The following is a 25,382-nucleotide window of genomic DNA, read 5'->3' on the forward strand; positions in this document are numbered from 1 at the left end:
GTGAAACGATGCATCGCCGATGGTAGTGTGGGGTTTCCCCATGTGAGAGTAGGTCATCGTCAAGATTAAATTCCGAAACCCCATTTGCGAAAGCAGATGGGGTTTTGTTTTGGGCGATTGGAAAGTCTAATAATGAGTCTGCTGCCATTCTCAGTGCCAGTGTTCGGCCTTTCTATGCAATGTCTCTGCGCATGGCTATCATGCGTGCCTCTTTGTGAGGCGATACTTGCATGCTGACGTTGTTGAAACTTCTAAAAGATGGTCGATTCCACTCGGGAGAATCGCTTGGCGCTGCCTTGGGGATTAGTCGCAGTGCTGTCTGGAAGCAGCTGCAGAATCTTGAGGCGGAGCTGAATTTACCCATCCATAAAGTCCGCGGCCGCGGATACCAGTTGGCCTCGCCGCTGGTGTTCCTGAATGCTGAAGAGATCGTGCTGAATACGGCCCCTCTGTCATGGGCAGTTCAGGTTTTCGATTCAATCGACTCTACCAACGCCGAGGCCCTTCGCCTTGTCAGTGCTGGTATGGAGCCTCCCTTTATCGTGCTGTCTGAGCAGCAAACGGCCGGTAGGGGCAGGCGCGGCCGTAAGTGGGTGAGCCCATTTGCGCAAAACATCTATTGCAGCCTGGTGTTGCGCATCGAAGGTGGGTTGCGGCAACTGGAGGGGTTGAGCCTGGTTGTCGGGTTAGCTGTAATGCATGCCTTGCGAGAATCGGGGGTGCAAGGTGCTGCCCTGAAATGGCCGAACGATGTTTTAGTGGGGCAGAAGAAAATTGCCGGCATCTTGCTGGAGTTGGTGGGCGATCCCGCTGACATCTGTCACGTTGTATTGGGCATTGGTATCAATGTGAATATGCAGAAGGCCGAAGATGTTGATCAGGAATGGACATCGGTGCAATTGCAGACAGGCGTTTCCATTAATCGTAATCACTTGGTCGCGCAACTGAGTCGCCAGCTAAACAGCTATCTTGAGCGACACAGGGTCTGTGGCTTTTCGGAGCTTCAGGAGGAGTGGGAGCTGAATCACCTGTGGCAAGGTAAGGCGGTGTCTCTCATTGCCGGTATCAACCACATAGATGGTGTTGTCTTGGGAGTGGATCGTCACGGTGCTTTGCGTCTGGATGTTGATGGTGTCGAAAAAATATACAGTGGCGGTGAGTTAAGCCTGAGGTTGCGTGATGATTCTTGAGCTCGACTGTGGGAATAGCTTTATCAAGTGGCGAGTGATCGGCTCGGATAAAGCGAGTGCCTGTGCGGAAGGCGTTGTAAGCTCGGATGGCGCACTGATTGACAGTCTTTTGGCTCTTCCGGGCCTGCTCCTTACACGCTGCCGGCTTGTGAGCGTTCGCGCGTTAGAGGAAACCAACAAGTTGGTCGCGACGTTGGAGGAGGCATTTGGAGTTATTGTGTGCTGTGCCGTTTCCTCCAGGGAGATGGCCGGGGTGCGCAATGGCTACGAAGATTACGAGCGGCTTGGGCTTGATCGCTGGCTGGCAGTGCTTGGCGGATACAGGCTGGCTGCGGGCGCATGCCTTGTACTCGATTTCGGAACCGCCGCAACTGCAGATTTCGTTACGGCCGATGGCGACCACTTGGGCGGATTCATTTGTCCTGGCATGCCGCTGATGCGCAATCAGCTACGCACCCATACCCGCAAGATACGCTACGACGATGTGTCGGCCGAGAGAGCCTTGGAATGCCTTCATCCTGGTCGAACAACCGTCGAGGCTGTCGAGCGCGGGTGTACTCTGATGCTCCGAGGGTTTGTGCTGACCCAGCTTGAGCTGGCCCGTCAGTATTGGGGGGATGACTTCACGGTTTTCATGACGGGTGGGGATGCGAATCTGGTAGCTGACGCGGTTCCACAAGCTCGTTTGGTTCCTGACCTTGTATTCGTCGGGTTGGCAATGGCATGCCCTTTATCTTGAGGTGATTATGCGTTGGCTGTTTTTGCTTTTGCTCGTTCTCAACATTTTTTATTACATATGGCATCAGCAAGAGGCGCCGCTGCGTGCCAAGGACGTCACGCCGCTGAATTTGTATCGCGGCACCCAGCAGGACATTCGCCTTTTGAGCGAGTCGGCTGACGCTAAGGCGCGCGCGGATAAAGTAAAAACGCCAGAAGTGCAAAATACCTGTATGTACATCGGTGGTTTCACTGACAAGCGTCAGGCGCAGGCTCTTGAGCAGCGACTGATCAGTCTGGATATAAAGGTCAGGGTTCAACTGCTAAGTACAGCTGATGCTGCGGGTTACTGGCTTAGAATCGCCCCCGAAAGTCGGCGCCTGGCTGACGATCTGCCCTTTGAAAACCTTGCTAAGGAATTCAATGAGTTAAAACATAAAATAATGCTGTGCGAAGGCATTGCAACTCGCGAATAGTTTGCATAGAATGGCGCCCGCTTCGCAGTGAAGAGCTTTTAAGAGCTTCGGTGCGAAACACGTCAACGCAGCTAACCTCATATTTTTAAATGAGAAAATGCTTGACAGAAGGTCGGCGTAATGTAAAATGCCGGCTCGCTTAGGAGGGGTTCCCGAGCGGCCAAAGGGATCAGACTGTAAATCTGACGTCTACGACTTCGAAGGTTCGAATCCTTCCCCCTCCACCATTTTTAGCGTGAGCTGCAAGCTCCGCGGGTATAGTTTAGTGGTAGAACCTCAGCCTTCCAAGCTGATGATGCGGGTTCGATTCCCGCTACCCGCTCCAGATTTGCAGGTTGTGCACGGTGTTTTGCTCTTGTAGCTCAGTTGGTAGAGCACACCCTTGGTAAGGGTGAGGTCAGCGGTTCAAATCCGCTCAAGAGCTCCATATAACAAGGCAGATATGAGAATATCTGCCTTTGTTTTAACGGCTGCCTCGGCTTGGTTGTGTTGCTTCCGGCTTTAAAGGCTGGGTGAATTCAAGTGTCGTGGGGTTGGTTGTTGTAATGTCTTTTTCGGGCCTGCATAATGGTCGGCCTGATTTTGTTTTAGGTCAGTAGCTCAATTGGCAGAGCGACGGTCTCCAAAACCGTAGGTTGGGGGTTCGATTCCCTCCTGACCTGCCAGATTCACGTGGTGTGTCTGGCTTTCTTTTCACAGGATCTTCATAGATGACTCCTAAGGCTGAAGCTCAAAGCTCTCGTTTCGATCTGGTCAAGTGGCTTGCTGTTGTCGCTTTGGTGGTCGTAGGCGTTGTTGGCAATCAGTACTATTCTGCTTCGCCGATCCTGTACCGCGTACTCGCTTTGCTCGCCCTCGCCGCTGTTGCCGCTTTTGTAGGGCTGCAGACTGCAAAGGGTAAGTCTTTCGCAGTGTTGGTAAAGGAAGCTCGCACCGAAATCCGTAAAGTCGTTTGGCCGACTCGCCAAGAAACCACGCAGACCACGCTGATTGTAGTGGCTGTTGTTCTGGTTATGGCGTTGCTGTTGTGGGGGCTTGATTCCCTGCTCGGCTGGCTTGTTTCCTTGATTGTTGGCTAAGGGTGTCCCGTGGCTAAGCGTTGGTACGTTGTGCATGCTTACTCGGGTTACGAGAAGCATGTGATGCGCTCTTTGCTGGAGCGCGTAAAGCTCGCAGGCATGGAAGAGGGCTTTGGCGAAATTCTGGTTCCCACTGAAGAAGTGGTTGAAATGCGGAATGGTCAGAAGCGCAAAAGTGAGCGCAAGTTCTTCCCTGGCTACGTGCTGGTTCAGATGGACATGAATGAAGGTACTTGGCACTTGGTCAAGGACACTCCTCGTGTGATGGGCTTCATTGGCGGTACTGCTGATAAGCCTGCTCCCATCACCGACAAAGAGGCGGAAGCGATTCTGCGTCGTGTTGCTGATGGTAGCGACAAGCCCAAGCCGAAGACCTTGTTCGAGCCGGGTGAGGTTGTTCGTGTCACAGATGGTCCGTTCGCTGATTTCAATGGCACTGTCGAAGAAGTTAACTACGAAAAGAGTCGTGTCCAGGTGGCAGTGCTCATTTTCGGTCGCTCCACTCCAGTGGAGTTGGAGTTCAGCCAGGTCGAAAAGGTCTAGCTGGCAAAGCATCCCAACCCCGCAGCCTTAGGCTGTGGGGTTTTGTCGTCACTGGGATAAACGCGCAAGTAACCGGGGAGCCTTTCGAGGCGTTCGAACCCGTAATTGGAGTGCCTCATGGCCAAGAAGATTACCGCTTACATCAAGCTGCAAGTGAAGGCCGCTCAGGCCAACCCTAGCCCACCCGTCGGTCCAGCTCTGGGTCAGCACGGCGTGAACATCATGGAGTTCTGCAAGGCTTTCAACGCTCGTACTCAGGGTCTTGAGCCAGGTCTGCCGACTCCAGTGATCATTACTGTATACAGCGACCGTAGCTTCACTTTCGAAACCAAGTCGACCCCGGCTTCGGTTCTGTTGAAGAAAGCTGCTGGTCTGACTAGCGGTTCCGCTCGTCCCAACACCGTTAAGGTTGGCACCGTTACCCGTGCTCAGCTGGAAGAAATCGCGAAAACCAAAAACGCGGATCTGACTGCAGCTGATATGGATGCAGCCGTGCGTACCATCGCCGGTTCTGCTCGTAGCATGGGCCTTAACGTGGAGGGTGTGTAATGGCTAAGCTGACCAAGCGCCAAAAGGCTATCGCCGGCAAAATCGAAGCAGGCAAGGCCTACAACTTTGTAGACGCTGCTGCCTTGCTGACCGAGCTGTCGACTGTCAAGTTCAGCGAGTCGGTTGACGTTGCTGTAAACTTGGGTGTTGACCCACGTAAATCCGACCAGGTCGTTCGTAGCGCTACTGTGCTGCCACACGGTACTGGCAAGACTGTACGTGTAGCTGTCTTCACCCAAGGCCCGGCAGCTGAAGCTGCTCTGGCCGCTGGCGCAGATCGCGTTGGCATGGACGATCTGGCTGCCGAAATGAAAGGCGGCGACCTGAACTATGACGTAGTAATTGCTTCCCCGGATGCAATGCGCGTTGTAGGTCAGTTGGGTCAGATCCTGGGTCCGCGCGGCCTGATGCCTAACCCTAAAGTCGGCACCGTAACTCCAGACGTAGCCACCGCTGTTAAAAACGCCAAGGCTGGTCAGGTTCGTTATCGCACCGACAAAAACGGCATCATTCACACCTCCGTTGGCAAAGTCGGCTTCGACGCCGTCAAGCTGAAGGAAAATGTTGAAGCGCTGATCGCTGATCTCAAGCGTATCAAGCCAGCTTCCTCGAAAGGCATCTACGTCAAGCGCGTTACCCTGAGCACCACTATGGGCCCAGGTCTGGTCATCGACCAAGGCTCGCTGGACGTATAAGACACAGGTTGGTGCAAGTGATTGCGCCAATTGAAAGATTGGGGTCCCTGCCTGGCGGGGGCTATCCAAGACCGTAGGCGACGCAAGTCTTAAACCAACAAGCCTACGCAGATGGTGCTCCCGGTTCCTTACCGAATCAGACACCAAAACGACATCCGGCTCCGGCCAGATGAAACGGTAACAAGCAGGAGTTAAACCCGTGGCAATTAATCTCGAAGACAAGAAGGCCATCGTCGCTGAAGTCAACGAGGCTGCCAAAGCTGCTCTGTCCGCTGTCGTGGCTGATGCCCGTGGTGTGACAGTAGGCGCTATGACCGGACTCCGTAAAGAGGCTCGTGAAGCTGGCGTATACGTACGTGTTGTACGTAACACCCTGCTCAAGCGCGCCGTTGCTGACACTGAATACAGTGTTCTCAACGACGTGTTCACCGGCCCGACTCTGATCGCGTTCTCCAAGGACCATCCAGGCGCTGCTGCCCGTTTGTTCAAGGAATTCGCCAAGAGTCAGGATAAGTTCGAGATCAAGGCAGCTGCGTTCGAGGGCAAGTTCCTCGCAGCTAACCAAATCGACGTACTGGCAACACTGCCGACCCGCGACGAAGCCATTTCGCAGCTGATGAGCGTGATTCAAGGCGCTACCAGCAAGCTGGCTCGTACTCTGGCTGCAGTTCGCGAGCAAAAAGAAGCTGCCGCAGCCTAAGGCTGAGTCACTTCTCTCGCGTATTTTTGTTTATTTCGATGGCCGCGTAGGCCGTCCCCCAATTCAGGAAATACAGCAATGTCTATCTCCCAAGACGATATCCTCAACGCCGTAGCTGAAATGTCGGTTCTGCAGGTTGTTGAGCTGATCAAAGCTTTCGAAGAAAAATTCGGCGTTTCCGCTGCCGCTGCTTCCGCCGGTCCAGCTGCTGCTGCTGCCGTTGTTGAAGAGCAAACCGAATTCAACGTCATGCTGCTGGAAGCTGGCGAGAAGAAAGTAAACGTGATCAAGGCAGTACGTGAACTGACCGGTCTGGGCCTGAAAGAAGCCAAGGCTGTAGTTGACGGCGCTCCTGCCATGGTTCTGGAAGCAGTGACCAAAGATGCCGGCGACAAAGCCAAGGCAACTCTGGAAGAAGCAGGCGCTAAAGTCGAGCTGAAGTAAGCATCGACCTTGCGTCTCCAGCCCAAGCGTCAAGCTTAAGGCTGATGGCTGGTGGCTCTTGCCACCGGCCTTTTTCCGTTCTTGGCTGTCGACTCGGTCGCCGCCATTAACGCGCTGTAGCCACCCGAAGCGGTGGTGCAAACCATGGGGTTTGCAAGATTTTCTGGCTGCTCCCGTCGGAGGGGCCAAACAAGCAGGTGACCAAGCTGGGGAACGCTGATGGCTTACTCATATACTGAGAAAAAACGTATCCGCAAGGACTTTAGCAAGTTGCCGGACGTCATGGATGTCCCGTACCTTCTGGCTATCCAGCTGGATTCGTATCGTGAATTCTTGCAGGCGGGAGCGACCAAAGATCAGTTCCGCGACGTGGGCCTGCATGCGGCCTTCAAATCCGTTTTCCCGATCATCAGCTACTCCGGCAATGCTGCGCTGGAGTACGTCGGTTATCGCCTGGGCGAACCGGCATTTGATGTCAAAGAATGCGTGTTGCGTGGCGTAACGTACGCCGTACCTTTGCGGGTAAAAGTCCGTCTGATCATTTTCGACAAAGAGTCGTCGAACAAAGCGATCAAGGACATCAAAGAGCAAGAAGTCTACATGGGCGAAATCCCATTGATGACCGAGAACGGTACCTTCGTTATCAACGGTACCGAGCGTGTAATCGTTTCCCAGCTGCACCGTTCCCCGGGCGTGTTCTTCGACCACGACCGCGGCAAGACGCACAGCTCCGGCAAACTCCTGTACTCCGCGCGGATCATTCCGTACCGCGGTTCGTGGCTGGACTTCGAGTTCGACCCGAAAGACTGCGTGTTCGTGCGTATCGACCGTCGTCGCAAGCTGCCGGCCTCGGTACTGCTGCGCGCGCTCGGCTACACCACCGAACAGGTACTGGACGCTTTCTATACCACCAACGTATTCAGCCTGAAGGATGAAACCCTCAGCCTGGAACTGGTGCCTTCGCGCCTGCGTGGCGAGATTGCCGTTCTGGATATCCAGGACGAGAAGGGCAAGGTCATTGTTGAGGCTGGCCGTCGTATTACTGCGCGCCACATCAACCAGATCGAAAAAGCCGGTATTACCTCGTTGGACGTGCCTCTGGACTACGTCCTGGGTCGCACTACCGCCAAGGTTATTGTTCACCCGGCTACTGGCGAAATCCTGGCTGAGTGCAACACCGAGTTGAACACCGAGATCTTGGCAAAAATCGCCAAGGCTCAAGTTGTTCGCATCGAGACGCTGTACACCAACGACATCGACTGCGGTCCGTTCGTCTCCGACACCCTGAAGATCGACTCCACCAGCAACCAATTGGAAGCGCTGGTCGAGATCTATCGCATGATGCGTCCTGGCGAGCCACCTACCAAAGACGCTGCCGAAACCCTGTTCAACAACCTGTTCTTCAGCCCTGAGCGCTATGACCTGTCTGCGGTCGGCCGGATGAAGTTCAACCGTCGTATCGGTCGTACCGAGATCGAAGGTTCGGGCGTGTTGTGCAAGGAAGACATCGTTGCCGTCTTGAAGACCCTGGTCGATATTCGTAACGGCAAAGGCATCGTCGATGACATCGACCACCTCGGTAACCGTCGTGTTCGCTGTGTTGGCGAAATGGCCGAAAACCAGTTCCGCGTTGGCCTGGTACGTGTTGAGCGTGCGGTCAAAGAGCGTCTGTCGATGGCCGAAAGCGAAGGCCTGATGCCGCAAGACCTGATCAACGCCAAGCCAGTGGCTGCTGCGGTGAAAGAGTTCTTCGGTTCCAGCCAGCTCTCGCAGTTCATGGACCAGAACAACCCGCTCTCCGAGATCACCCACAAACGCCGTGTTTCCGCACTGGGCCCGGGCGGTCTGACCCGTGAACGTGCTGGCTTTGAAGTGCGTGACGTTCACCCGACGCACTACGGTCGTGTTTGCCCGATCGAAACGCCGGAAGGTCCGAACATCGGTCTGATCAATTCCCTGGCCGCTTATGCGCGTACCAACCAGTACGGCTTCCTCGAGAGCCCGTACCGTGTGGTGAAAGACGCTCTGGTCACCGACGAGATCGTGTTCCTTTCCGCCATCGAAGAAGCTGATCACGTGATCGCTCAGGCTTCGGCCACGATGAACGACAAGAAAGTGCTGACCGACGAGCTGGTAGCGGTTCGTCACTTGAACGAGTTCACCGTCAAGGCGCCGGAAGACGTCACCTTGATGGATGTATCGCCCAAGCAGGTAGTGTCGGTTGCTGCGTCGCTGATCCCGTTCCTGGAACACGATGACGCCAACCGTGCGTTGATGGGTTCCAACATGCAGCGTCAGGCTGTACCCACCCTGCGTGCCGACAAGCCGCTGGTAGGTACCGGCATGGAGCGTAACGTAGCCCGTGACTCCGGCGTTTGCGTCGTGGCTCGTCGTGGCGGCGTGATCGACTCCGTTGATGCCAGCCGTATCGTGGTTCGTGTTGCCGATGACGAAGTTGAAACTGGCGAAGCCGGTGTCGACATCTACAACCTGACCAAATACACCCGCTCGAACCAGAACACCTGCATCAACCAGCGTCCGCTGGTGCGCAAAGGTGATCGCGTTCAGCGTAGCGACATCATGGCCGACGGTCCGTCCACCGACATGGGTGAACTGGCACTGGGTCAGAACATGCGCATCGCGTTCATGGCATGGAACGGCTTCAACTTCGAAGACTCCATCTGCCTGTCCGAGCGTGTTGTTCAGGAAGACCGCTTCACCACGATCCACATTCAGGAACTGACCTGTGTGGCGCGTGACACCAAGCTTGGCCCAGAGGAAATCACTGCAGACATCCCGAACGTGGGTGAAGCTGCACTGAACAAGCTGGACGAAGCCGGTATCGTTTACGTAGGTGCTGAAGTTGGCGCAGGCGACATTCTGGTGGGTAAGGTCACTCCGAAAGGCGAGACCCAGCTGACACCGGAAGAAAAGCTGTTGCGTGCCATCTTCGGTGAAAAAGCCAGCGACGTTAAAGACACCTCTCTGCGTGTACCTACCGGTACCAAGGGCACTGTCATCGACGTACAGGTCTTCACCCGTGACGGCGTTGAGCGTGATGCTCGTGCACTGTCCATCGAGAAGACTCAACTCGACGAGATCCGCAAGGATCTGAACGAAGAGTTCCGTATCGTTGAAGGCGCGACCTTCGAACGTCTGCGTTCCGCTCTGGTAGGCCACAAGGCCGAAGGCGGCGCAGGTCTGAAGAAAGGTCAGGACATCACCGACGAAGTACTCGACGGTCTTGAGCATGGCCAGTGGTTCAAGCTGCGCATGGCTGAAGACGCTCTGAATGAGCAGCTCGAGAAGGCTCAGGCCTACATCGTTGATCGTCGTCGTCTGCTGGACGACAAGTTCGAAGACAAGAAGCGCAAACTGCAGCAGGGCGATGACCTGGCTCCAGGCGTGCTGAAAATCGTCAAGGTTTACCTGGCAATCCGTCGCCGCATCCAGCCGGGCGACAAGATGGCTGGTCGTCACGGTAACAAGGGTGTGGTCTCCGTGATCATGCCAGTTGAAGACATGCCGCACGATGCCAATGGCACCCCGGTCGACGTCGTCCTCAACCCGTTGGGCGTACCTTCGCGTATGAACGTTGGTCAGATCCTTGAAACCCACCTGGGCCTCGCGGCCAAAGGTCTGGGCGAGAAGATCAACCGTATGATCGAAGAGCAGCGCAAGGTCGCAGACCTGCGCAAGTTCCTGCACGAGATCTACAACGAGATCGGCGGTCGCAACGAAGAGCTGGATACCTTCTCCGACCAGGAAATCCTGGATCTGGCGAAGAACCTGCGCGGCGGCGTTCCAATGGCTACCCCGGTGTTCGACGGTGCCAAGGAAAGCGAAATCAAGGCCATGCTGAAACTGGCAGACCTGCCGGAAAGCGGCCAGATGCAGCTGTTCGACGGCCGTACCGGCAACAAGTTTGAGCGCCCGGTTACTGTTGGCTACATGTACATGCTGAAGCTGAACCACTTGGTAGACGATAAGATGCATGCTCGTTCTACCGGTTCTTACAGCCTGGTTACCCAGCAGCCGCTGGGTGGTAAGGCTCAGTTCGGTGGTCAGCGTTTCGGGGAGATGGAGGTTTGGGCACTGGAAGCATACGGTGCTGCATACACTCTGCAAGAAATGCTCACAGTGAAGTCGGACGATGTGAACGGTCGTACCAAGATGTACAAAAACATCGTGGACGGCGATCACCGTATGGAGCCGGGCATGCCCGAGTCCTTCAACGTGTTGATCAAAGAAATTCGTTCCCTCGGCATCGATATCGATCTGGAAACCGAATAACACGTGACGCGAATCGAGAGCGTGGCAGCGATGCCCGCTCTCTGCTCCGCCAGGAGGAAAGGCCTTGAAAGACCTACTGAATTTGCTGAAAAACCAGGGTCAAGTCGAAGAGTTCGACGCCATCCGTATTGGGTTGGCATCGCCTGAGATGATCCGTTCGTGGTCGTTCGGTGAAGTTAAAAAGCCGGAAACCATTAACTACCGTACGTTCAAACCTGAACGTGACGGCCTGTTCTGCGCCAAGATCTTTGGCCCGGTAAAGGATTACGAGTGCCTGTGCGGTAAGTACAAGCGCTTGAAGCACCGTGGTGTGATCTGCGAGAAGTGCGGCGTTGAAGTTGCATTGGCCAAGGTTCGTCGTGAGCGCATGGCGCACATCGAGCTGGCTTCGCCGGTTGCCCACATCTGGTTCCTGAAATCGCTGCCGTCCCGTATCGGCTTGCTGATGGACATGACCCTGCGTGATATCGAACGCGTTCTCTACTTCGAGAGCTATGTCGTTATCGATCCAGGCATGACCACTCTTGAGAAAGGTCAGCTGCTGAACGACGAGCAGTACTTCGAGGCGCTGGAAGAGTTCGGCGACGATTTCGATGCCCGCATGGGTGCCGAAGCTGTCCGCGAACTGCTGCACGCTATCGACCTGGAACACGAGATTGGCCGCCTGCGCGAAGAAATTCCGCAAACCAACTCCGAAACCAAGATCAAGAAGCTGTCCAAGCGTCTGAAGTTGATGGAAGCCTTCCAGGGTTCCGGCAACCTGCCAGAGTGGATGGTGCTGACCGTTCTGCCGGTTCTGCCGCCAGACCTGCGTCCGCTGGTACCGTTGGACGGTGGTCGTTTCGCGACGTCCGACCTCAACGACCTGTACCGCCGCGTGATCAACCGTAACAACCGCTTGAAGCGTCTGCTTGATCTGTCCGCTCCGGACATCATCGTGCGCAACGAAAAGCGTATGTTGCAGGAAGCGGTCGATGCCTTGCTCGACAACGGTCGTCGTGGCCGCGCTATCACTGGTTCGAACAAACGTCCTTTGAAATCCCTGGCTGACATGATCAAGGGTAAGCAAGGTCGTTTCCGTCAGAACTTGCTCGGTAAGCGTGTTGACTACTCCGGTCGTTCGGTAATTACCGTAGGCCCGACCCTGCGTCTGCACCAGTGCGGTCTGCCCAAGAAGATGGCACTCGAGCTGTTCAAGCCATTCATCTTCGGCAAGCTGGAAATGCGCGGTCTCGCGACCACCATCAAAGCGGCCAAGAAAATGGTCGAGCGCGAGCTGCCAGAGGTTTGGGACGTTCTCGCTGAAGTGATTCGCGAACACCCGGTTCTCCTCAACCGTGCACCGACCCTTCACCGCCTGGGTATCCAGGCGTTTGAACCAGTACTGATCGAAGGTAAGGCTATCCAGCTGCACCCGCTGGTCTGTGCTGCGTACAACGCCGACTTCGACGGCGACCAAATGGCCGTGCACGTACCGCTGACACTGGAAGCTCAGTTGGAAGCGCGTGGGTTGATGATGTCGACCAACAACATTCTGTCGCCAGCCAACGGTGAGCCAATCATCGTTCCGTCGCAGGACGTTGTATTGGGTCTGTACTACATGACCCGTGAAGCGATCAACGCCAAGGGCGAAGGTCGTGTCTTCGCGGACCTGCAGGAAGTTGACCGTGTATTCCGTGCCGGCGAAGCCGCACTGCACGCCAAGGTCAAAGTGCGGATCCACGAAACCGTCAACGACCGTGACGGCGGCAGTGTGAGCAACGTGCGTATCGTCGACACCACTGTCGGCCGTGCACTGTTGTATCAGGTTGTGCCAAAAGGTCTGTCGTACGATGTCGTCAACCTGCCGATGAAGAAAAAGGCGATCTCCAAGCTGATCAACCAGTGCTACCGCGTGGTTGGTCTGAAAGAGACCGTGATCTTCGCTGACCAGTTGATGTACACAGGTTTTGCTTATTCGACCATTTCCGGCGTTTCCATCGGTGTTAACGACTTCGTTATCCCGGATGAAAAAGCCCGCATCATCAGTGCCGCCACCGATGAAGTGAAAGAGATCGAAAGCCAGTACGCCTCCGGCCTGGTAACCCAGGGCGAGAAGTACAACAAGGTGATCGACCTTTGGTCCAAGGCCAACGACGAAGTGTCCAAGGCAATGATGGCCAACCTCTCGAAAGAGAAAGTCATCGACCGTCATGGCGACGAAGTTGACCAGGAGTCCTTCAACTCCATGTACATGATGGCCGACTCGGGCGCACGGGGTTCTGCTGCGCAGATCCGTCAGCTCGCCGGTATGCGTGGCCTCATGGCCAAGCCGGACGGCTCCATCATTGAAACGCCGATTACTGCGAACTTCCGTGAAGGTTTGAGCGTACTTCAGTACTTCATCTCCACTCACGGTGCTCGTAAAGGTCTGGCGGATACCGCGTTGAAGACGGCTAACTCCGGTTACCTGACTCGTCGTCTGGTAGACGTTGCACAGGATCTGGTTGTTACCGAGATCGACTGCGGCACCGAACACGGCTTGCTGATGACGCCGCACATTGAAGGCGGTGACGTTGTAGAGCCGCTGGGTGAGCGCGTACTGGGTCGAGTCATTGCCCGTGACGTGTTCAAGCCGGGTACCGAGGAAGTTATCGTTCCTGCTGGCACCCTGGTTGACGAGAAGTGGGTCGAGTTCATCGAACTCAACAGCATCGACGAAGTGATCGTTCGCTCGCCGATCAGTTGCGAAACCCGCTACGGCATCTGCGCCAAGTGCTACGGCCGTGATTTGGCTCGTGGTCACCAGGTGAATATCGGTGAAGCGGTCGGCGTTATCGCTGCCCAATCCATCGGTGAGCCAGGTACCCAGCTGACCATGCGTACGTTCCACATCGGTGGTGCGGCAAGCCGGACCTCTGCAGCCGATAGCGTTCAGGTGAAGAATGGCGGTACTGTCCGTCTGCACAACCTGAAGCACGTTGAGCGAGTGGATGGCCACCTGGTTGCTGTGTCCCGTTCCGGTGAGCTGGCAATCGCTGATGACTACGGTCGTGAGCGTGAGCGTTACAAGCTGCCGTACGGTGCTGTGATTTCGGTTAAAGAAGGTGACAAGGTCGACGCTGGCGCAATCGTGGCCAAGTGGGATCCGCACACTCACCCAATCGTTACCGAAATGAAAGGTACCGTGACCTACGTGGGCATGGAAGAAGGCATCACGATCAAGCGTCAGACCGACGAATTGACCGGTATGACCAACATTGAAGTACTCGACGCGAAAGACCGTCCAGCTGCCGGTAAAGACATCCGTCCTGCCGTGAAGATGGTCGACGACAACGGCAAGGACTTGTTGCTGCCAGGCACTGACGTAATCGCTCAGTACTTCCTGCCAGCCAACGCCCTGGTCGGTGTAGCGGATGGTGCGAAGATCGCGATCGGTGATGTTATCGCGCGTATCCCGCAGGAAACGTCGAAAACCCGCGACATCACCGGTGGTCTGCCGCGTGTTGCCGACTTGTTCGAAGCGCGTCGTCCGAAGGAAGCGTCGATTCTGGCCGAAGTCAGCGGCACCATCGCGTTCGGTAAAGAGACCAAGGGCAAGCGCCGTCTGGTCATTACCCCGAACGACGGTACCGATCCGTACGAAGAGCTGATTCCGAAGTGGCGTCACCTGAACGTCTTCGAAGGCGAACAGGTCAACCGCGGCGAAGTTATCTCCGACGGCCCGAGCGATCCACACGACATCCTGCGTCTGTTGGGTGTGAGTGCGCTGGCCAAGTACATCGTCAACGAGATCCAGGACGTTTACCGCCTGCAGGGCGTGAAGATCAACGACAAGCACATCGAGACCATCCTGCGTCAGATGCTGCGTAAAGTTGAAATCGCTGAATCCGGCGATTCCAGTTTCATCAAGGGCGACCAGATGGAACTGACTCACGTACTGGTAGAGAACGAGCGTCTGGGCGCGGATGACAAGTTTGTCTCCAAGTTCACTCGCGTGCTGCTGGGTATCACCAAGGCGTCGTTGTCCACTGAGTCGTTCATCTCGGCGGCCTCCTTCCAGGAGACCACTCGCGTACTGACCGAAGCAGCGGTAACCGGCAAGCGCGATTACCTGCGCGGCCTGAAAGAAAACGTGGTTGTGGGTCGTCTGATCCCGGCGGGTACCGGTTTGGCTTACCACAGCGAGCGCAAGCGCCGCCGTGATGCTGACAAGCCGCTGCGCGTGAGCGCCAGTGAAGTGGAAGCTGCACTGACCGAAGCGCTGAACTCAAGCGGTAACTGAGTTCTGCAATAGATGAGACTGGGCCCTGACATCCCCATTCGTCGGATCGAGGCATTTATGCCCCGATTCGACGGGCGGGGAGGTCGGGGCCTTGCCTTGACTGGGGGCAAGATCCTCTTTAGACTCTTGTACCCCTAAATTTGGCGGGAATTCGTTCCTGCCATTTTGCTTTTCTTGCAAGACAATAGCGTCGCAAGACAACAGTGGAGCTAGTAGATGGCAACTATCAACCAGCTGGTACGTCAGCCGCGTAAGCGTATCGTCGAGAAATCCGACGTGCCTGCGCTGCAGAACTGCCCGCAACGTCGTGGCGTATGCACCCGTGTGTATACCACCACGCCGAAAAAACCTAACTCGGCACTGCGTAAAGTATGCCGTGTGCGCCTGACCAACGGTTTCGAGGTTTCCTCGTACATCGGCGGTGAAGGCCACAACCTGCAAGAGCACAGCGTGGTACTGATCCGCGGCGGTCGTGTAAAAGACTTGCCAGGTGTTCGTTACCACACCGTACGCGGCTCCTTGGATACTTCCGGCGTTAAAGGCCGTAACCAGGGTCGTTCGAAGTACGGTACCAAGAAGCCTAAGTAGTAACGGCTTTTTGTAAAACTGAATCATCTTATTTTCTGAGTCGATAAGAGTAAGGTCGGAGGCGCCCCGAAAGGGCACTGATTCCGAACGAACCTGAAGACCGTTTGAGGGCTTATCCATGCCAAGAAGACGCGTAGCAGCCAAGCGCGAAGTGCTTGACGATCCAAAATACGGAAGCCAAATTCTGGCCAAGTTCATGAACCACGTAATGGAAAGCGGCAAAAAAGCCGTTGCCGAGCGTATCGTTTATGGCGCGCTGGAAAAGGTTAAAGAACGCAAGAACAGCGATCCCCTGGAAATCTTCGAGAAAGCTCTCGACGCCATCGCTCCGCTGGTCGAAGTGAAGTCGCGCCGTGTAGGCGGTGCTACTTACCAGGTTCCGGTCGAAGTTCGTCCGTCCCGTCGTAACGCCCTGGCAATGCGCTGGTTGGTAGACTTCGCCCGCAAGCGCGGCGAGAAGTCTATGGCTCTGCGTTTGGCCGGCGAGCTGTTGGACGCTGCTGAAGGTAAAGGTGCTGCTGTTAAGAAGCGTGAAGACGTGCACCGTATGGCTGAAGCCAACAAAGCTTTCTCGCACTACCGCTTCTAATCTTAGCTTCACTAATTTTGCGAGGGCTTTATGGCTCGTACTACACCGATTAGCCGTTACCGTAACATCGGTATCGTCGCTCACGTGGATGCTGGTAAAACCACCACCACCGAGCGCGTGCTGTTTTACACCGGCAAAAGTCACAAAATGGGCGAGGTGCATGACGGCGCCGCGACCACAGACTGGATGGTTCAGGAGCAGGAGCGTGGTATTACCATTACTTCTGCTGCTATTACCGCCTTCTGGAAAGGTTCCGAGAAGCAGTACAAAGATGAGCACCGCTTCAACGTAATCGATACCCCAGGCCACGTGGACTTCACCATTGAAGTTGAGCGTTCCCTGCGCGTACTCGACGGCGCTGTCGTTGTGTTCTGCGGTACCTCGGGTGTTGAGCCGCAGTCGGAAACCGTATGGCGTCAAGCCAACAAGTACGGCGTTCCGCGTCTTGTTTATGTAAACAAGATGGACCGTGCTGGTGCCAACTTCCTGCGCGTGATCGGTCAGATCAAACAGCGTCTGGGTCACACTCCGGTGCCAATCCAGTTGGCTATCGGTTCCGAAGACAACTTCCAGGGCCAGATCGATCTGCTGACCATGGAAGCTGTTTACTGGAACGATGCTGACAAGGGTATGGTTCCTGTTCGTAAGCCTATCCCTGCTGATATGCAGGAACTGGCTGACGAGTGGCGCAACAACATGGTTGAGGCTGCCGCCGAAGCCAATGAAGAACTGATGAACAAGTACCTCGAAGGTGAAGAACTCACCAACGTGGAAATCAAGGCCGCTCTGCGTCAGCGTACTATCGCTGGCGAAATCGTCCTGGCTGTTTGCGGTTCCTCGTTCAAGAACAAGGGCGTTCCCCTGGTTCTCGATGCCGTGATCGACTACCTGCCAGCCCCGGTTGATATTCCGGCCATCAAGGGTACCGACCCTGATGACGAGACTATCGAGCTGGAGCGTCATGCAGACGACGCAGAACCGTTCTCCGCTCTGGCATTTAAAATTGCCACTGACCCATTCGTGGGTACCTTGACCTTCGTCCGTGTTTACTCGGGCGTGTTGAACTCCGGCGACGGCGTGATCAACTCGGTTAAAGGCAAGAAAGAGCGCGTGGGTCGTATGGTGCAAATGCACGCAAACGCCCGTGAAGAGATCAAGGAAGTGCGCGCTGGTGACATCGCGGCCCTGATCGGCATGAAGGACGTCACCACTGGTGAAACCTTGTGCAACGCTGACAAGCCAATCATCCTCGTTCGCATGGACTTCCCGGAGCCGGTTATTTCGGTTGCCGTAGAGCCCAAGACCAAGGATGACCAGGAAAAAATGGGTATCGCTCTGGGCAAGCTTGCTCAGGAAGATCCATCTTTCCGCGTCAAGACTGATGAAGAGACTGGTCAAACGATCATCTCCGGCATGGGCGAGCTTCACCTGGACATCCTGGTTGACCGGATGCGCCGTGAATTCAACGTCGAAGCCAACATCGGTAAGCCTCAGGTTTCCTATCGTGAGCGCATCACGAAGAACTGTGAAATCGAAGGCAAGTTCGTTCGTCAGTCCGGCGGTCGTGGTCAGTTCGGTCACTGCTGGATCCGTTTTGCTCCTGCTGACGAAGGTCAGGAAGGTCTGCAATTCGTGAACGAAGTAGTGGGTGGTGTTGTTCCTAAGGAATACATCCCTGCTATCCAGAAGGGTATCGAAGAGCAGATGAAGAACGGTGTTGTTGCCGGCTATCCGCTGATCGGCCTGAAAGCAACCGTTTTTGACGGTTCTTACCACGACGTCGACTCCAACGAGATGGCGTTCAAGGTGGCTGCTTCCATGGCAACCAAGCAACTGGCCCAGAAGGGCGGTGGTGAGTTGCTTGAGCCAATCATGGCGGTAGAAGTTGTTACACCTGAAGACTATATGGGTGATGTCATGGGCGACCTTAACCGTCGTCGCGGCATGATCTTGGGTATGGAAGACACGGTTTCCGGCAAAGTGATTCGCGCCGAGGTTCCGTTGGGTGAGATGTTCGGTTATGCGACCGACGTTCGCTCCATGTCCCAGGGTCGCGCAAGCTACTCTATGGAATTCAAAAAATACAACACAGCTCCGGCGCACATCGCTGAAACTGTATCCAAAAAACAAGGCTGATTCAGTCCTTTAGGCAAGGAGTTAATTGTCGTGGCTAAAGAAAAATTTGATCGTTCCCTACCGCACGTCAACGTTGGCACTATCGGTCACGTTGACCACGGTAAAACCACTCTGACCGCAGCTCTGACTCGCGTCTGCTCCGAAGTTTTCGGTTCCGCAGTCGTTGATTTCGATAAAATCGACAGCGCTCCAGAAGAAAAGGCTCGTGGTATCACCATCAACACCGCGCACGTAGAGTACAACTCTTCGATTCGTCACTACGCTCACGTTGACTGCCCAGGTCACGCTGACTATGTGAAGAACATGATCACCGGTGCTGCCCAGATGGACGGCGCAATCCTGGTTTGCTCGGCCGCTGATGGTCCGATGCCACAAACCCGTGAGCACATCCTGCTGTCCCGTCAGGTAGGCGTTCCGTACATCGTGGTTTTCCTGAACAAGGCTGACCTGGTAGACGACGCTGAGCTGCTGGAACTGGTTGAGATGGAAGTGCGCGATCTGCTGAGCACTTACGACTTCCCGGGCGACGACACTCCGATCATCATCGGTTCCGCTCGTATGGCTCTGGAAGGCAAAGACGACAACGAAATGGGCACTACCGCTGTTAAGAAGCTGGTAGAGACTCTGGACAGCTACATCCCAGAGCCAGTTCGTCTGACCGACAAGCCGTTCCTGATGCCAATCGAAGACGTATTCTCGATCTCCGGTCGCGGTACTGTTGTGACTGGTCGTATCGAGCGCGGTATCGTTCGCGTTCAGGATGCACTGGAAATCGTTGGTCTGCGTGACACCACCAACACCGTCTGCACTGGTGTTGAAATGTTCCGCAAGCTGCTCGACGAAGGTCGTGCTGGCGAGAACTGCGGCGTTCTGCTGCGTGGTACCAAGCGTGACGACGTTGAGCGTGGCCAGGTTCTGGTTAAGCCAGGTTCGGTTAAGCCGCACACCAAGTTCACCGCAGAAGTTTATGTTCTGAGCAAGGAAGAAGGCGGTCGTCACACTCCGTTCTTCAAAGGCTACCGTCCACAGTTCTACTTCCGTACTACTGACGTGACTGGTAACTGCCAGCTGCCAGAAGGCGTGGAAATGGTAATGCCAGGCGATAACATCCAAATGGAAGTTACCCTGATCAAGACCATCGCAATGGAAGACGGTCTGCGCTTCGCGATTCGTGAAGGCGGCCGTACTGTTGGTGCTGGTGTTGTAGCTAAAATCATCGAGTAAGCATCTCTTCTGAGATAGCTTCGGATGTTTGAGAAGGCCCCCGCTCGGCGGGGGCCTTTTTTATTGAGTTGACACCTATCTGGAGCGTCTATAGAATTGCGCCTCCTTTTAACGGGCGTATTGCGCTCGCTGGGAAAAGCAGCCGGAGTCTGAAATCCAATGCAAAATCAGAAAATTCGTATCAGGTTGAAGGCTTTCGACCATCGCCTGATCGACCAATCCACCCAGGAAATCGTGGAAACCGCGAAACGTACTGGGGCTCAGGTGCGTGGTCCTATCCCACTGCCTACTCGTAAAGAGCGGTTCACCGTTCTGGTCTCTCCGCACGTCAACAAAGACGCGCGCGACCAGTACGAGATCCGTACTCATAAGCGCGTACTGGACATCGTCCAGCCAACGGATAAAACCGTTGATGCACTTATGAAGCTAGATCTGGCAGCCGGTGTGGAAGTACAGATCAGCCTCGGCTAAGACTTGGGTCTTAGTCGTGTAACGCTCTGAAATGGGCGGCCATAGCGGGTGAAAGCCCCGTACACTCATGAGGTTTACAACATGACTATTGGTGTAGTCGGTCGTAAATGCGGTATGACCCGTATTTTCACCGAAGAAGGTGTCTCCATTCCGGTCACGGTCATTGAGATCGAGCCGAATCGCGTCACCCAGTTCAAAACTGAAGAAACCGATGGCTATCGTGCAGTGCAAGTCACTGTCGGCGAGCGTCGCGCTTCGCGTGTGACTGCTGCTCAAGCAGGTCACTTCGCTAAAGCAAACGTTGCAGCTGGTCGTACTGTCATGGAGTTCCGTCTTGAAGGCGGCGACTACCAGGCTGGCGATCTGATCAACGCTGAAATCTTCGCCGCTGGTCAACTGGTTGATGTAACCGGTCAGTCCAAGGGTAAAGGCTTCCAGGGTACGATCAAGCGTTGGAATTTCCGTGGTCAAGACAACACTCACGGTAACTCCGTTTCCCACCGCGTCCCGGGCTCTATTGGCCAGTGCCAGACTCCTGGTCGTGTATTCAAGGGCAAAAAAATGTCCGGTCATATGGGCGCTGAGCGCGTGACCGTGCAGTCCCTCGAAGTAGTGCGCGTCGACGCTGAACGCAATCTGTTGTTGGTCAAGGGTGCTGTTCCTGGCGCTACTGGCGGCAACCTGGTTGTACGTCCAGCGGCCAAGGCTCGCGGTTAAGGGGAAGCTGACATGCAATTAAATGTAAATGACGCTCAAGCGATCGAAGTTTCCGAACTGACATTTGGCGGCGAATTCAACGAGACGCTGGTTCACCAAGCAGTCGTGGCCTACATGGCCGGCGGCCGTCAAGGTAGCAAGCAGCAAAAGACCCGTTCCGACGTACGTGGTGGCGGTAAGCGCCCTTGGCGTCAGAAAGGCACTGGCCGTGCTCGTGCCGGTACTATCCGTAGCCCAATCTGGCGTGGCGGCGGTACCACTTTCGCAGCACGTCCACAGGATCACTCTCAGAAGCTCAACAAGAAGATGTACCGCGCAGCTCTGCGCTCCATCCTTGCTGAACTCGTGCGTACTGATCGTCTGGTCGTGGTTCAGGACTTCGCTGTTGAAAGTCCAAAAACCAAAGATCTGCTGGGCAAACTGAACAACATGAGCCTGACCGATGTTTTGATCGTGTCTGAAGCTGTTGATCAGAACCTGTACCTGGCTGCTCGCAACCTGCCACACGTTGATGTACGTGACGTGCAAGGTTCCGATCCAGTTAGTCTGATCGCATACGACAAGGTGTTGATCACCGTGTCGGCCGTGAAGAAATTCGAGGAGCTGCTGGGATGAACCAGGAACGCGTATTTAAAGTTCTGCTTGGCCCGCACGTTTCCGAAAAGGCTACGGTTCTGGCTGACAAGAAAGGCCAGTTCGTTTTCAAGGTTGCAACTGACGCAACCAAGCTGGAAATCAAGAAGGCCGTCGAAAGCCTGTTCAGCGTGAAAGTAGAGCGTGTTACTACCCTGAATGTTCTGGGTAAGAGCAAGCGCACTGCTCGCGGTCTGGGCAAGCGTAATGACTGGAAGAAGGCAGTTATCTCCCTTCAGCCAGGCCAAGATCTCGATTTCAGCAGCAGTGCTGAGTAAGGAAGGGGTGCATCATGGCAATCGTTAAATGCAAACCGACTTCCCCTGGCCGCCGTTTCGTGGTCAAGGTGGTCAACCAGGAGCTGCATAAAGGCGCTCCTCACGCACCGCTGCTCGAGAAGAAATCGAAGACTGGTGGTCGTAACAACAATGGTCGCATTACCACTCGTCACATCGGTGGTGGCCATAAGCAGCATTATCGTATGGTCGATTTCCGTCGCAACGACAAAGATGGCATATCTGCCACTGTCGAGCGCATTGAATACGATCCAAACCGTACTGCTCACATCGCTCTGCTGCTGTACGCAGATGGCGAGCGTCGCTACATCATCGCGCCTAAAGGCGTGAGCGCTGGCGACCAGCTGATCGCAGGTGCCCTGGCACCGATCAAGCCGGGCAACGCTCTGCAGCTGCGTAACATTCCAGTTGGTAGCACCGTACACGGCATCGAATTGAAGCCAGGTAAAGGCGCGCAAATCGCTCGTTCCGCTGGTGCTTCGGCTCAGCTGATCGCTCGTGAAGGTGTCTACGTGACCCTGCGTCTGCGTTCTGGTGAGATGCGTAAAGTATTGGCTGAATGCCGTGCGACCCTGGGCGAAGTCTCGAACTCCGAGCACAGCCTGCGTTCGTTGGGTAAAGCCGGTGCCAAACGCTGGCGTGGCGTTCGCCCAACCGTTCGTGGTGTTGCCATGAACCCGGTTGACCACCCACACGGTGGTGGTGAAGGTCGTACCTCTGGTGGTCGTCATCCGGTATCGCCATGGGGCTTCCCGACTAAGGGCGCGAAGACTCGTGGTAATAAGCGTACCGACAAAATGATCGTCCGTCGTCGCAAGTAAATAGAGGGATACGACAGTGCCACGTTCTCTGAAAAAAGGTCCTTTTATTGATCTTCACCTACTGAAGAAGATCGAAGTGGCGGCGGAAAAGAATGATCGCAAGCCGGTGAAAACCTGGTCGCGTCGTTCGATGATCCTGCCACAAATGGTCGGTCTGACCATCGCTGTACACAACGGTCGCTTGCACGTCCCAGTTCTCGTGAACGAAGACATGGTCGGCCACAAACTAGGCGAGTTTGCCGGTACCCGCACTTATCGTGGGCACGTGGCAGACAAGAAAGCCAAGCGTTAAGGGGTTAGGAAATGGAAGTAGCCGCTAAGTTGTCGGGCGCTCGAATCTCCGCCCAGAAAGCCCGCTTGGTCGCCGACCAGATCCGCGGGAAGAAGGTGGGCGAAGCGCTCAACCTGTTGGCTTTCAGCAGTAAGAAAGCCGCCGAGATCATGAAAAAAGTGCTGGAGTCGGCCGTAGCCAACGCCGAGCATAACGAAGGCGCAGACGTTGATGACCTTAAGGTCAGCACCGTTTTCGTCAACGAAGGGCGTTCGCTGAAGCGAATCATGCCACGTGCCAAAGGCCGTGCTGATCGCATCGTCAAGCGGTCTTGCCATATCACTGTCAAGGTTGCTGACAAGTAACGGAGTCGAAGAGATGGGTCAGAAAGTACATCCCATTGGCATTCGCCTGGGAATCGTCAAGGAACACACCTCCGTCTGGTATGCAGACGGCCGGACTTATGCGGACTATTTGTTCGCTGATCTGAAGGTGCGTGAGTATCTCCAAGACAAACTAAAAAGCGCGTCCGTAAGCCGTATCGATATCCATCGCCCGGCGCAAACCGCACGTATCACCATCCACACCGCTCGTCCAGGTATCGTTATCGGGAAGAAAGGTGAAGATGTTGAGAAACTGCGTCAGGACCTGACCAAGCAAATGGGTGTGCCTGTGCACATCAATATCGAAGAGATCCGCAAGCCGGAGCTCGACGGTATGCTGGTTGCGCAGAGCGTAGCTCAGCAGCTGGAGCGTCGTGTAATGTTCCGTCGCGCTATGAAGCGCGCTGTACAGAACGCCATGCGCATTGGTGCCAAAGGCATCAAAATCCAAGTGAGCGGTCGTCTCGGCGGTGCTGAAATCGCACGTACTGAATGGTATCGCGAAGGTCGTGTGCCACTGCACACCCTGCGTGCCGACATCGACTATGCCAACTACGAAGCTCACACCACTTACGGTGTGATCGGTGTAAAGGTTTGGATCTTCAAAGGCGAAGTAATTGGTGGTCGCCAAGAAGAACTGAAACCACAAGCACCAGCGCCTCGTAAAAAAGCTGCTAAGTAAGGGGTACGCCAAATGTTGCAACCAAAGCGTACGAAGTTCCGCAAGCAGATGACAGGCCACAACCGTGGTCTGGCTCAGCGCGGTAGCAAAGTCAGCTTCGGCGAGTTCGCGCTGAAGTCTGTAGCTCGTGGTCGTCTCACCGCTCGTCAGATCGAGTCAGCACGTCGTGCTCTGACCCGTCACGTTAAACGTGGCGGCAAGATCTGGATCCGTGTATTCCCGGACAAGCCGATCTCCAAAAAGCCTCTCGAGGTTCGGATGGGTAAAGGTAAGGGTAACGTGGAATACTGGGTAGCCCAGATTCAGCCAGGCAAAGTCCTGTATGAAATCGAGGGTGTAACTGAAGAGCTGGCGCGTGAGGCTTTTGCCCTGGCTGCTGCAAAGCTGCCGCTCGCCACCGCCTTTGTTAAACGGACGGTGATGTGATGAAAGCGAATGAACTTCGTGAAAAATCCGCACAGCAGCTGAACGAGCAACTGCTCGGCCTGCTGCGCGACCAGTTCAATCTGCGTATGCAGAAAGCAACTGGCCAGTTGGGGCAGTCTCATCTGCTCTCGCAAGTTAAGCGTGACATTGCTCGCGTGAAGACTGTGCTCAACCAGCAGGCAGGTAAGTGATCATGGCTGAAGCCGAAAAGACTGTCCGTACGCTGACTGGCCGTGTTGTCAGCGACAAGATGGACAAAACCATCACCGTTTTGATCGAGCGTCGCGTTAAGCACCCGATCTACGGTAAATATGTTAAGCGTTCGACTAAGCTGCACGCGCACGACGAAACCAATCAGTGCCACATCGGCGACAAAGTCACTATTCGTGAAACTCGTCCGCTGGCCAAGACAAAGTCTTGGGCACTGGTTGATGTTCTCGAACGCGCTGTGGAAGTCTAAGGACTAGGGGTCGGAGAAATTATATGATTCAGACTCAATCCATGCTCGATGTGGCCGATAACAGCGGCGCTCGCCGCGTTATGTGCATCAAGGTGCTGGGTGGCTCCCATCGTCGTTACGCTGGTATCGGTGACATCATCAAAGTTACCGTCAAGGAAGCAATTCCTCGCGGTAAAGTGAAAAAAGGCCAAGTGATGACTGCTGTTGTAGTCCGCACTCGTCACGGCGTACGTCGTGCTGATGGCTCCATTATCCGCTTTGATGGCAACGCTGCTGTTCTTTTGAACAACAAGCAAGAGCCGATCGGCACCCGTATCTTTGGGCCAGTGACCCGTGAACTTCGTACTGAGAAGTTCATGAAGATCGTCTCGCTCGCCCCAGAAGTGCTGTAAGGAGATCCGACATGCAAAAGATTCGTCGTGACGACGAGATCATCGTGATCGCCGGCAAAGACAAAGGTAAGCGCGGTAAGGTGCTCAAGGTTCTCGCTAATAACCGTCTGGTTATCGGCGGTCTGAACCTGGTTAAGCGTCATACCAAGCCAAACCCGATGTCGGGCGTGCAAGGCGGTATCGTCGAAAAAGAAGCTCCACTGGACGCTTCTAACGTCGCCATTTTCAACGGCGAAACCAACAAGGCTGATCGCGTTGGTTTCAAAGTAGAAGACGGCAAGAAAATTCGTGTCTTCAAGTCGACCCAAAAAGCGGTTGATGCTTGAACACTGCTAGGTAGAAG

General features: G+C 55.0%; 28 protein-coding genes and 4 tRNA genes. All 32 read left to right on the top strand.

The window, feature by feature from the left end; all coding sequences use genetic code 11:
- The first annotated feature begins 230 nt into the window (after positions 1-230).
- The 32 genes from birA to rplX all read left to right on the top strand — a co-directional run bounded on the left by birA (position 231) and on the right by rplX (position 25,365).
- The gene (birA, locus tag TU79_RS24285) at positions 231-1,190 is read left to right on the top strand and encodes a bifunctional biotin--[acetyl-CoA-carboxylase] ligase/biotin operon repressor BirA (RefSeq protein ID WP_057010365.1); all 960 of its coding nucleotides are present in this window, start codon (positions 231-233) and stop codon (positions 1,188-1,190) included.
- On the top strand, positions 1,180-1,929 hold the full coding sequence (locus TU79_RS24290; protein WP_057010366.1) for a pantothenate kinase: 750 nt from the start codon (positions 1,180-1,182) through the stop codon (positions 1,927-1,929). Before birA ends, TU79_RS24290 begins: the two co-directional genes overlap by 11 nt.
- A 7-nt stretch (positions 1,930-1,936) precedes the next feature.
- On the top strand, positions 1,937-2,383 hold the full coding sequence (locus tag TU79_RS24295; RefSeq protein WP_057010367.1) for a hypothetical protein: 447 nt from the start codon (positions 1,937-1,939) through the stop codon (positions 2,381-2,383).
- Between the two features lie 142 nt (positions 2,384-2,525).
- Positions 2,526-2,610, top strand: a tRNA-Tyr gene (locus TU79_RS24300).
- Positions 2,611-2,634: 24 nt separating this feature from the next.
- Positions 2,635-2,708, top strand: a tRNA-Gly gene (locus tag TU79_RS24305).
- 26 nt (positions 2,709-2,734) lie between these two features.
- Positions 2,735-2,810, top strand: a tRNA-Thr gene (locus TU79_RS24310).
- Positions 2,811-2,972: 162 nt separating this feature from the next.
- Positions 2,973-3,048 (top strand) — tRNA-Trp (locus TU79_RS24315).
- A gap of 45 nt (positions 3,049-3,093) precedes the next feature.
- Positions 3,094-3,462 carry a preprotein translocase subunit SecE gene (gene secE, locus TU79_RS24320; RefSeq protein ID WP_003194658.1) on the top strand — a complete coding sequence of 123 codons (369 nt, stop codon included), beginning with the start codon at positions 3,094-3,096 and terminating at the stop codon, positions 3,460-3,462.
- 9 nt (positions 3,463-3,471) lie between these two features.
- Entirely contained in the window at positions 3,472-4,005 is a 534-nt protein-coding gene (gene nusG / locus TU79_RS24325; RefSeq protein ID WP_057010368.1) for a transcription termination/antitermination protein NusG, read from the top strand.
- A 117-nt stretch (positions 4,006-4,122) separates the two neighbouring features.
- Positions 4,123-4,554 (top strand): 50S ribosomal protein L11, encoded by a 432-nt coding sequence (gene rplK / locus TU79_RS24330; protein ID WP_003176435.1) that lies wholly within the window; start codon positions 4,123-4,125, stop codon positions 4,552-4,554.
- Positions 4,554-5,249, top strand: a complete 696-nt coding sequence (rplA, locus tag TU79_RS24335) for a 50S ribosomal protein L1 (protein ID WP_003232403.1) — start codon at positions 4,554-4,556, stop codon at positions 5,247-5,249. Before rplK ends, rplA begins: the two co-directional genes overlap by 1 nt.
- Positions 5,250-5,448: 199 nt before the next feature.
- On the top strand, positions 5,449-5,949 hold the full coding sequence (gene rplJ / locus TU79_RS24340; RefSeq protein ID WP_003232405.1) for a 50S ribosomal protein L10: 501 nt from the start codon (positions 5,449-5,451) through the stop codon (positions 5,947-5,949).
- 78 nt (positions 5,950-6,027) lie between these two features.
- Positions 6,028-6,393, top strand: coding sequence for a 50S ribosomal protein L7/L12 (gene rplL / locus TU79_RS24345; RefSeq protein ID WP_053138313.1), 366 nt, complete (start codon positions 6,028-6,030; stop codon positions 6,391-6,393).
- A 219-nt stretch (positions 6,394-6,612) separates the two neighbouring features.
- A complete protein-coding gene (gene rpoB, locus TU79_RS24350) occupies positions 6,613-10,686 on the top strand; it encodes a DNA-directed RNA polymerase subunit beta (protein WP_057010369.1) in 4,074 nt (1,357 codons plus the stop codon).
- Positions 10,687-10,750: 64 nt separating this feature from the next.
- A complete protein-coding gene (gene rpoC, locus TU79_RS24355) occupies positions 10,751-14,950 on the top strand; it encodes a DNA-directed RNA polymerase subunit beta' (protein ID WP_057010370.1) in 4,200 nt (1,399 codons plus the stop codon).
- Positions 14,951-15,166: 216 nt separating this feature from the next.
- Positions 15,167-15,538 carry a 30S ribosomal protein S12 gene (rpsL, locus tag TU79_RS24360; RefSeq protein ID WP_002555494.1) on the top strand — a complete coding sequence of 124 codons (372 nt, stop codon included), beginning with the start codon at positions 15,167-15,169 and terminating at the stop codon, positions 15,536-15,538.
- A gap of 118 nt (positions 15,539-15,656) precedes the next feature.
- Positions 15,657-16,127 (top strand): 30S ribosomal protein S7, encoded by a 471-nt coding sequence (rpsG, locus tag TU79_RS24365; RefSeq protein ID WP_002555493.1) that lies wholly within the window; start codon positions 15,657-15,659, stop codon positions 16,125-16,127.
- Positions 16,128-16,157: 30 nt separating this feature from the next.
- Entirely contained in the window at positions 16,158-18,263 is a 2,106-nt protein-coding gene (gene fusA / locus TU79_RS24370) for an elongation factor G (RefSeq protein WP_003232412.1), read from the top strand.
- 30 nt (positions 18,264-18,293) lie between these two features.
- Positions 18,294-19,487 (top strand): elongation factor Tu, encoded by a 1,194-nt coding sequence (gene tuf / locus TU79_RS24375; protein ID WP_057010371.1) that lies wholly within the window; start codon positions 18,294-18,296, stop codon positions 19,485-19,487.
- Between the two features lie 159 nt (positions 19,488-19,646).
- Complete coding sequence (rpsJ, locus tag TU79_RS24380; protein WP_003232414.1) at positions 19,647-19,958, top strand: 30S ribosomal protein S10; 312 nt, start codon at positions 19,647-19,649, stop codon at positions 19,956-19,958.
- Between the two features lie 81 nt (positions 19,959-20,039).
- Positions 20,040-20,675 carry a 50S ribosomal protein L3 gene (gene rplC, locus TU79_RS24385; protein ID WP_057010372.1) on the top strand — a complete coding sequence of 212 codons (636 nt, stop codon included), beginning with the start codon at positions 20,040-20,042 and terminating at the stop codon, positions 20,673-20,675.
- A gap of 12 nt (positions 20,676-20,687) precedes the next feature.
- The gene (gene rplD, locus TU79_RS24390; protein WP_003176424.1) at positions 20,688-21,290 is read left to right on the top strand and encodes a 50S ribosomal protein L4; all 603 of its coding nucleotides are present in this window, start codon (positions 20,688-20,690) and stop codon (positions 21,288-21,290) included.
- On the top strand, positions 21,287-21,586 hold the full coding sequence (rplW, locus tag TU79_RS24395; protein WP_002555488.1) for a 50S ribosomal protein L23: 300 nt from the start codon (positions 21,287-21,289) through the stop codon (positions 21,584-21,586). The genes rplD and rplW overlap by 4 nt, the downstream gene beginning before the upstream one ends.
- Positions 21,587-21,600: 14 nt before the next feature.
- Positions 21,601-22,425, top strand: coding sequence for a 50S ribosomal protein L2 (gene rplB / locus TU79_RS24400; RefSeq protein ID WP_057010373.1), 825 nt, complete (start codon positions 21,601-21,603; stop codon positions 22,423-22,425).
- 16 nt (positions 22,426-22,441) lie between these two features.
- Positions 22,442-22,717 carry a 30S ribosomal protein S19 gene (gene rpsS, locus TU79_RS24405; protein WP_003232420.1) on the top strand — a complete coding sequence of 92 codons (276 nt, stop codon included), beginning with the start codon at positions 22,442-22,444 and terminating at the stop codon, positions 22,715-22,717.
- An 11-nt stretch (positions 22,718-22,728) separates the two neighbouring features.
- Positions 22,729-23,061, top strand: a complete 333-nt coding sequence (gene rplV / locus TU79_RS24410; protein WP_003103908.1) for a 50S ribosomal protein L22 — start codon at positions 22,729-22,731, stop codon at positions 23,059-23,061.
- Between the two features lie 13 nt (positions 23,062-23,074).
- Entirely contained in the window at positions 23,075-23,761 is a 687-nt protein-coding gene (rpsC, locus tag TU79_RS24415; RefSeq protein WP_003176422.1) for a 30S ribosomal protein S3, read from the top strand.
- 12 nt (positions 23,762-23,773) lie between these two features.
- Complete coding sequence (rplP, locus tag TU79_RS24420) at positions 23,774-24,187, top strand: 50S ribosomal protein L16 (RefSeq protein WP_003232424.1); 414 nt, start codon at positions 23,774-23,776, stop codon at positions 24,185-24,187.
- Positions 24,187-24,378 (top strand): 50S ribosomal protein L29, encoded by a 192-nt coding sequence (rpmC, locus tag TU79_RS24425; protein ID WP_002555481.1) that lies wholly within the window; start codon positions 24,187-24,189, stop codon positions 24,376-24,378. The genes rplP and rpmC overlap by 1 nt, the downstream gene beginning before the upstream one ends.
- 2 nt (positions 24,379-24,380) lie before the next feature.
- A complete protein-coding gene (gene rpsQ / locus TU79_RS24430) occupies positions 24,381-24,647 on the top strand; it encodes a 30S ribosomal protein S17 (protein WP_003176419.1) in 267 nt (88 codons plus the stop codon).
- Between the two features lie 23 nt (positions 24,648-24,670).
- Complete coding sequence (rplN, locus tag TU79_RS24435) at positions 24,671-25,039, top strand: 50S ribosomal protein L14 (RefSeq protein ID WP_002555479.1); 369 nt, start codon at positions 24,671-24,673, stop codon at positions 25,037-25,039.
- A gap of 11 nt (positions 25,040-25,050) precedes the next feature.
- A complete protein-coding gene (rplX, locus tag TU79_RS24440; RefSeq protein ID WP_003176416.1) occupies positions 25,051-25,365 on the top strand; it encodes a 50S ribosomal protein L24 in 315 nt (104 codons plus the stop codon).
- Positions 25,366-25,382 lie beyond the last annotated feature (17 nt).

It is taken from the genome of Pseudomonas trivialis (assembly GCF_001439805.1).
In the GTDB taxonomy this organism is placed as follows: domain Bacteria; phylum Pseudomonadota; class Gammaproteobacteria; order Pseudomonadales; family Pseudomonadaceae; genus Aquipseudomonas; species Aquipseudomonas trivialis.

What these genes read in the sequence shown, in the direction of transcription:
- rpmC (WP_002555481.1), top strand. Translation starts at nt 24,187, where the DNA reads ATGAAAGCGAATGAACTTCGTGAAAAATCCGCACAGCAGCTGAACGAG.
- secE (WP_003194658.1), top strand. Translation starts at nt 3,094, where the DNA reads ATGACTCCTAAGGCTGAAGCTCAAAGCTCTCGTTTCGATCTGGTCAAG.
- rplN (WP_002555479.1), top strand. Translation starts at nt 24,671, where the DNA reads ATGATTCAGACTCAATCCATGCTCGATGTGGCCGATAACAGCGGCGCT.
- rplB (WP_057010373.1), top strand. Translation starts at nt 21,601, where the DNA reads ATGGCAATCGTTAAATGCAAACCGACTTCCCCTGGCCGCCGTTTCGTG.
- rpsL (WP_002555494.1), top strand. Translation starts at nt 15,167, where the DNA reads ATGGCAACTATCAACCAGCTGGTACGTCAGCCGCGTAAGCGTATCGTC.
- TU79_RS24290 (WP_057010366.1), top strand. Translation starts at nt 1,180, where the DNA reads ATGATTCTTGAGCTCGACTGTGGGAATAGCTTTATCAAGTGGCGAGTG.
- rplC (WP_057010372.1), top strand. Translation starts at nt 20,040, where the DNA reads ATGACTATTGGTGTAGTCGGTCGTAAATGCGGTATGACCCGTATTTTC.
- rplV (WP_003103908.1), top strand. Translation starts at nt 22,729, where the DNA reads ATGGAAGTAGCCGCTAAGTTGTCGGGCGCTCGAATCTCCGCCCAGAAA.
- rpsQ (WP_003176419.1), top strand. Translation starts at nt 24,381, where the DNA reads ATGGCTGAAGCCGAAAAGACTGTCCGTACGCTGACTGGCCGTGTTGTC.
- rplW (WP_002555488.1), top strand. Translation starts at nt 21,287, where the DNA reads ATGAACCAGGAACGCGTATTTAAAGTTCTGCTTGGCCCGCACGTTTCC.
- rplX (WP_003176416.1), top strand. Translation starts at nt 25,051, where the DNA reads ATGCAAAAGATTCGTCGTGACGACGAGATCATCGTGATCGCCGGCAAA.
- fusA (WP_003232412.1), top strand. Translation starts at nt 16,158, where the DNA reads ATGGCTCGTACTACACCGATTAGCCGTTACCGTAACATCGGTATCGTC.
- rplP (WP_003232424.1), top strand. Translation starts at nt 23,774, where the DNA reads ATGTTGCAACCAAAGCGTACGAAGTTCCGCAAGCAGATGACAGGCCAC.
- rplL (WP_053138313.1), top strand. Translation starts at nt 6,028, where the DNA reads ATGTCTATCTCCCAAGACGATATCCTCAACGCCGTAGCTGAAATGTCG.
- rpsJ (WP_003232414.1), top strand. Translation starts at nt 19,647, where the DNA reads ATGCAAAATCAGAAAATTCGTATCAGGTTGAAGGCTTTCGACCATCGC.
- TU79_RS24295 (WP_057010367.1), top strand. Translation starts at nt 1,937, where the DNA reads ATGCGTTGGCTGTTTTTGCTTTTGCTCGTTCTCAACATTTTTTATTAC.
- rplA (WP_003232403.1), top strand. Translation starts at nt 4,554, where the DNA reads ATGGCTAAGCTGACCAAGCGCCAAAAGGCTATCGCCGGCAAAATCGAA.
- rpoB (WP_057010369.1), top strand. Translation starts at nt 6,613, where the DNA reads ATGGCTTACTCATATACTGAGAAAAAACGTATCCGCAAGGACTTTAGC.
- birA (WP_057010365.1), top strand. Translation starts at nt 231, where the DNA reads ATGCTGACGTTGTTGAAACTTCTAAAAGATGGTCGATTCCACTCGGGA.
- rplD (WP_003176424.1), top strand. Translation starts at nt 20,688, where the DNA reads ATGCAATTAAATGTAAATGACGCTCAAGCGATCGAAGTTTCCGAACTG.
- rplK (WP_003176435.1), top strand. Translation starts at nt 4,123, where the DNA reads ATGGCCAAGAAGATTACCGCTTACATCAAGCTGCAAGTGAAGGCCGCT.
- rpsC (WP_003176422.1), top strand. Translation starts at nt 23,075, where the DNA reads ATGGGTCAGAAAGTACATCCCATTGGCATTCGCCTGGGAATCGTCAAG.
- rpsG (WP_002555493.1), top strand. Translation starts at nt 15,657, where the DNA reads ATGCCAAGAAGACGCGTAGCAGCCAAGCGCGAAGTGCTTGACGATCCA.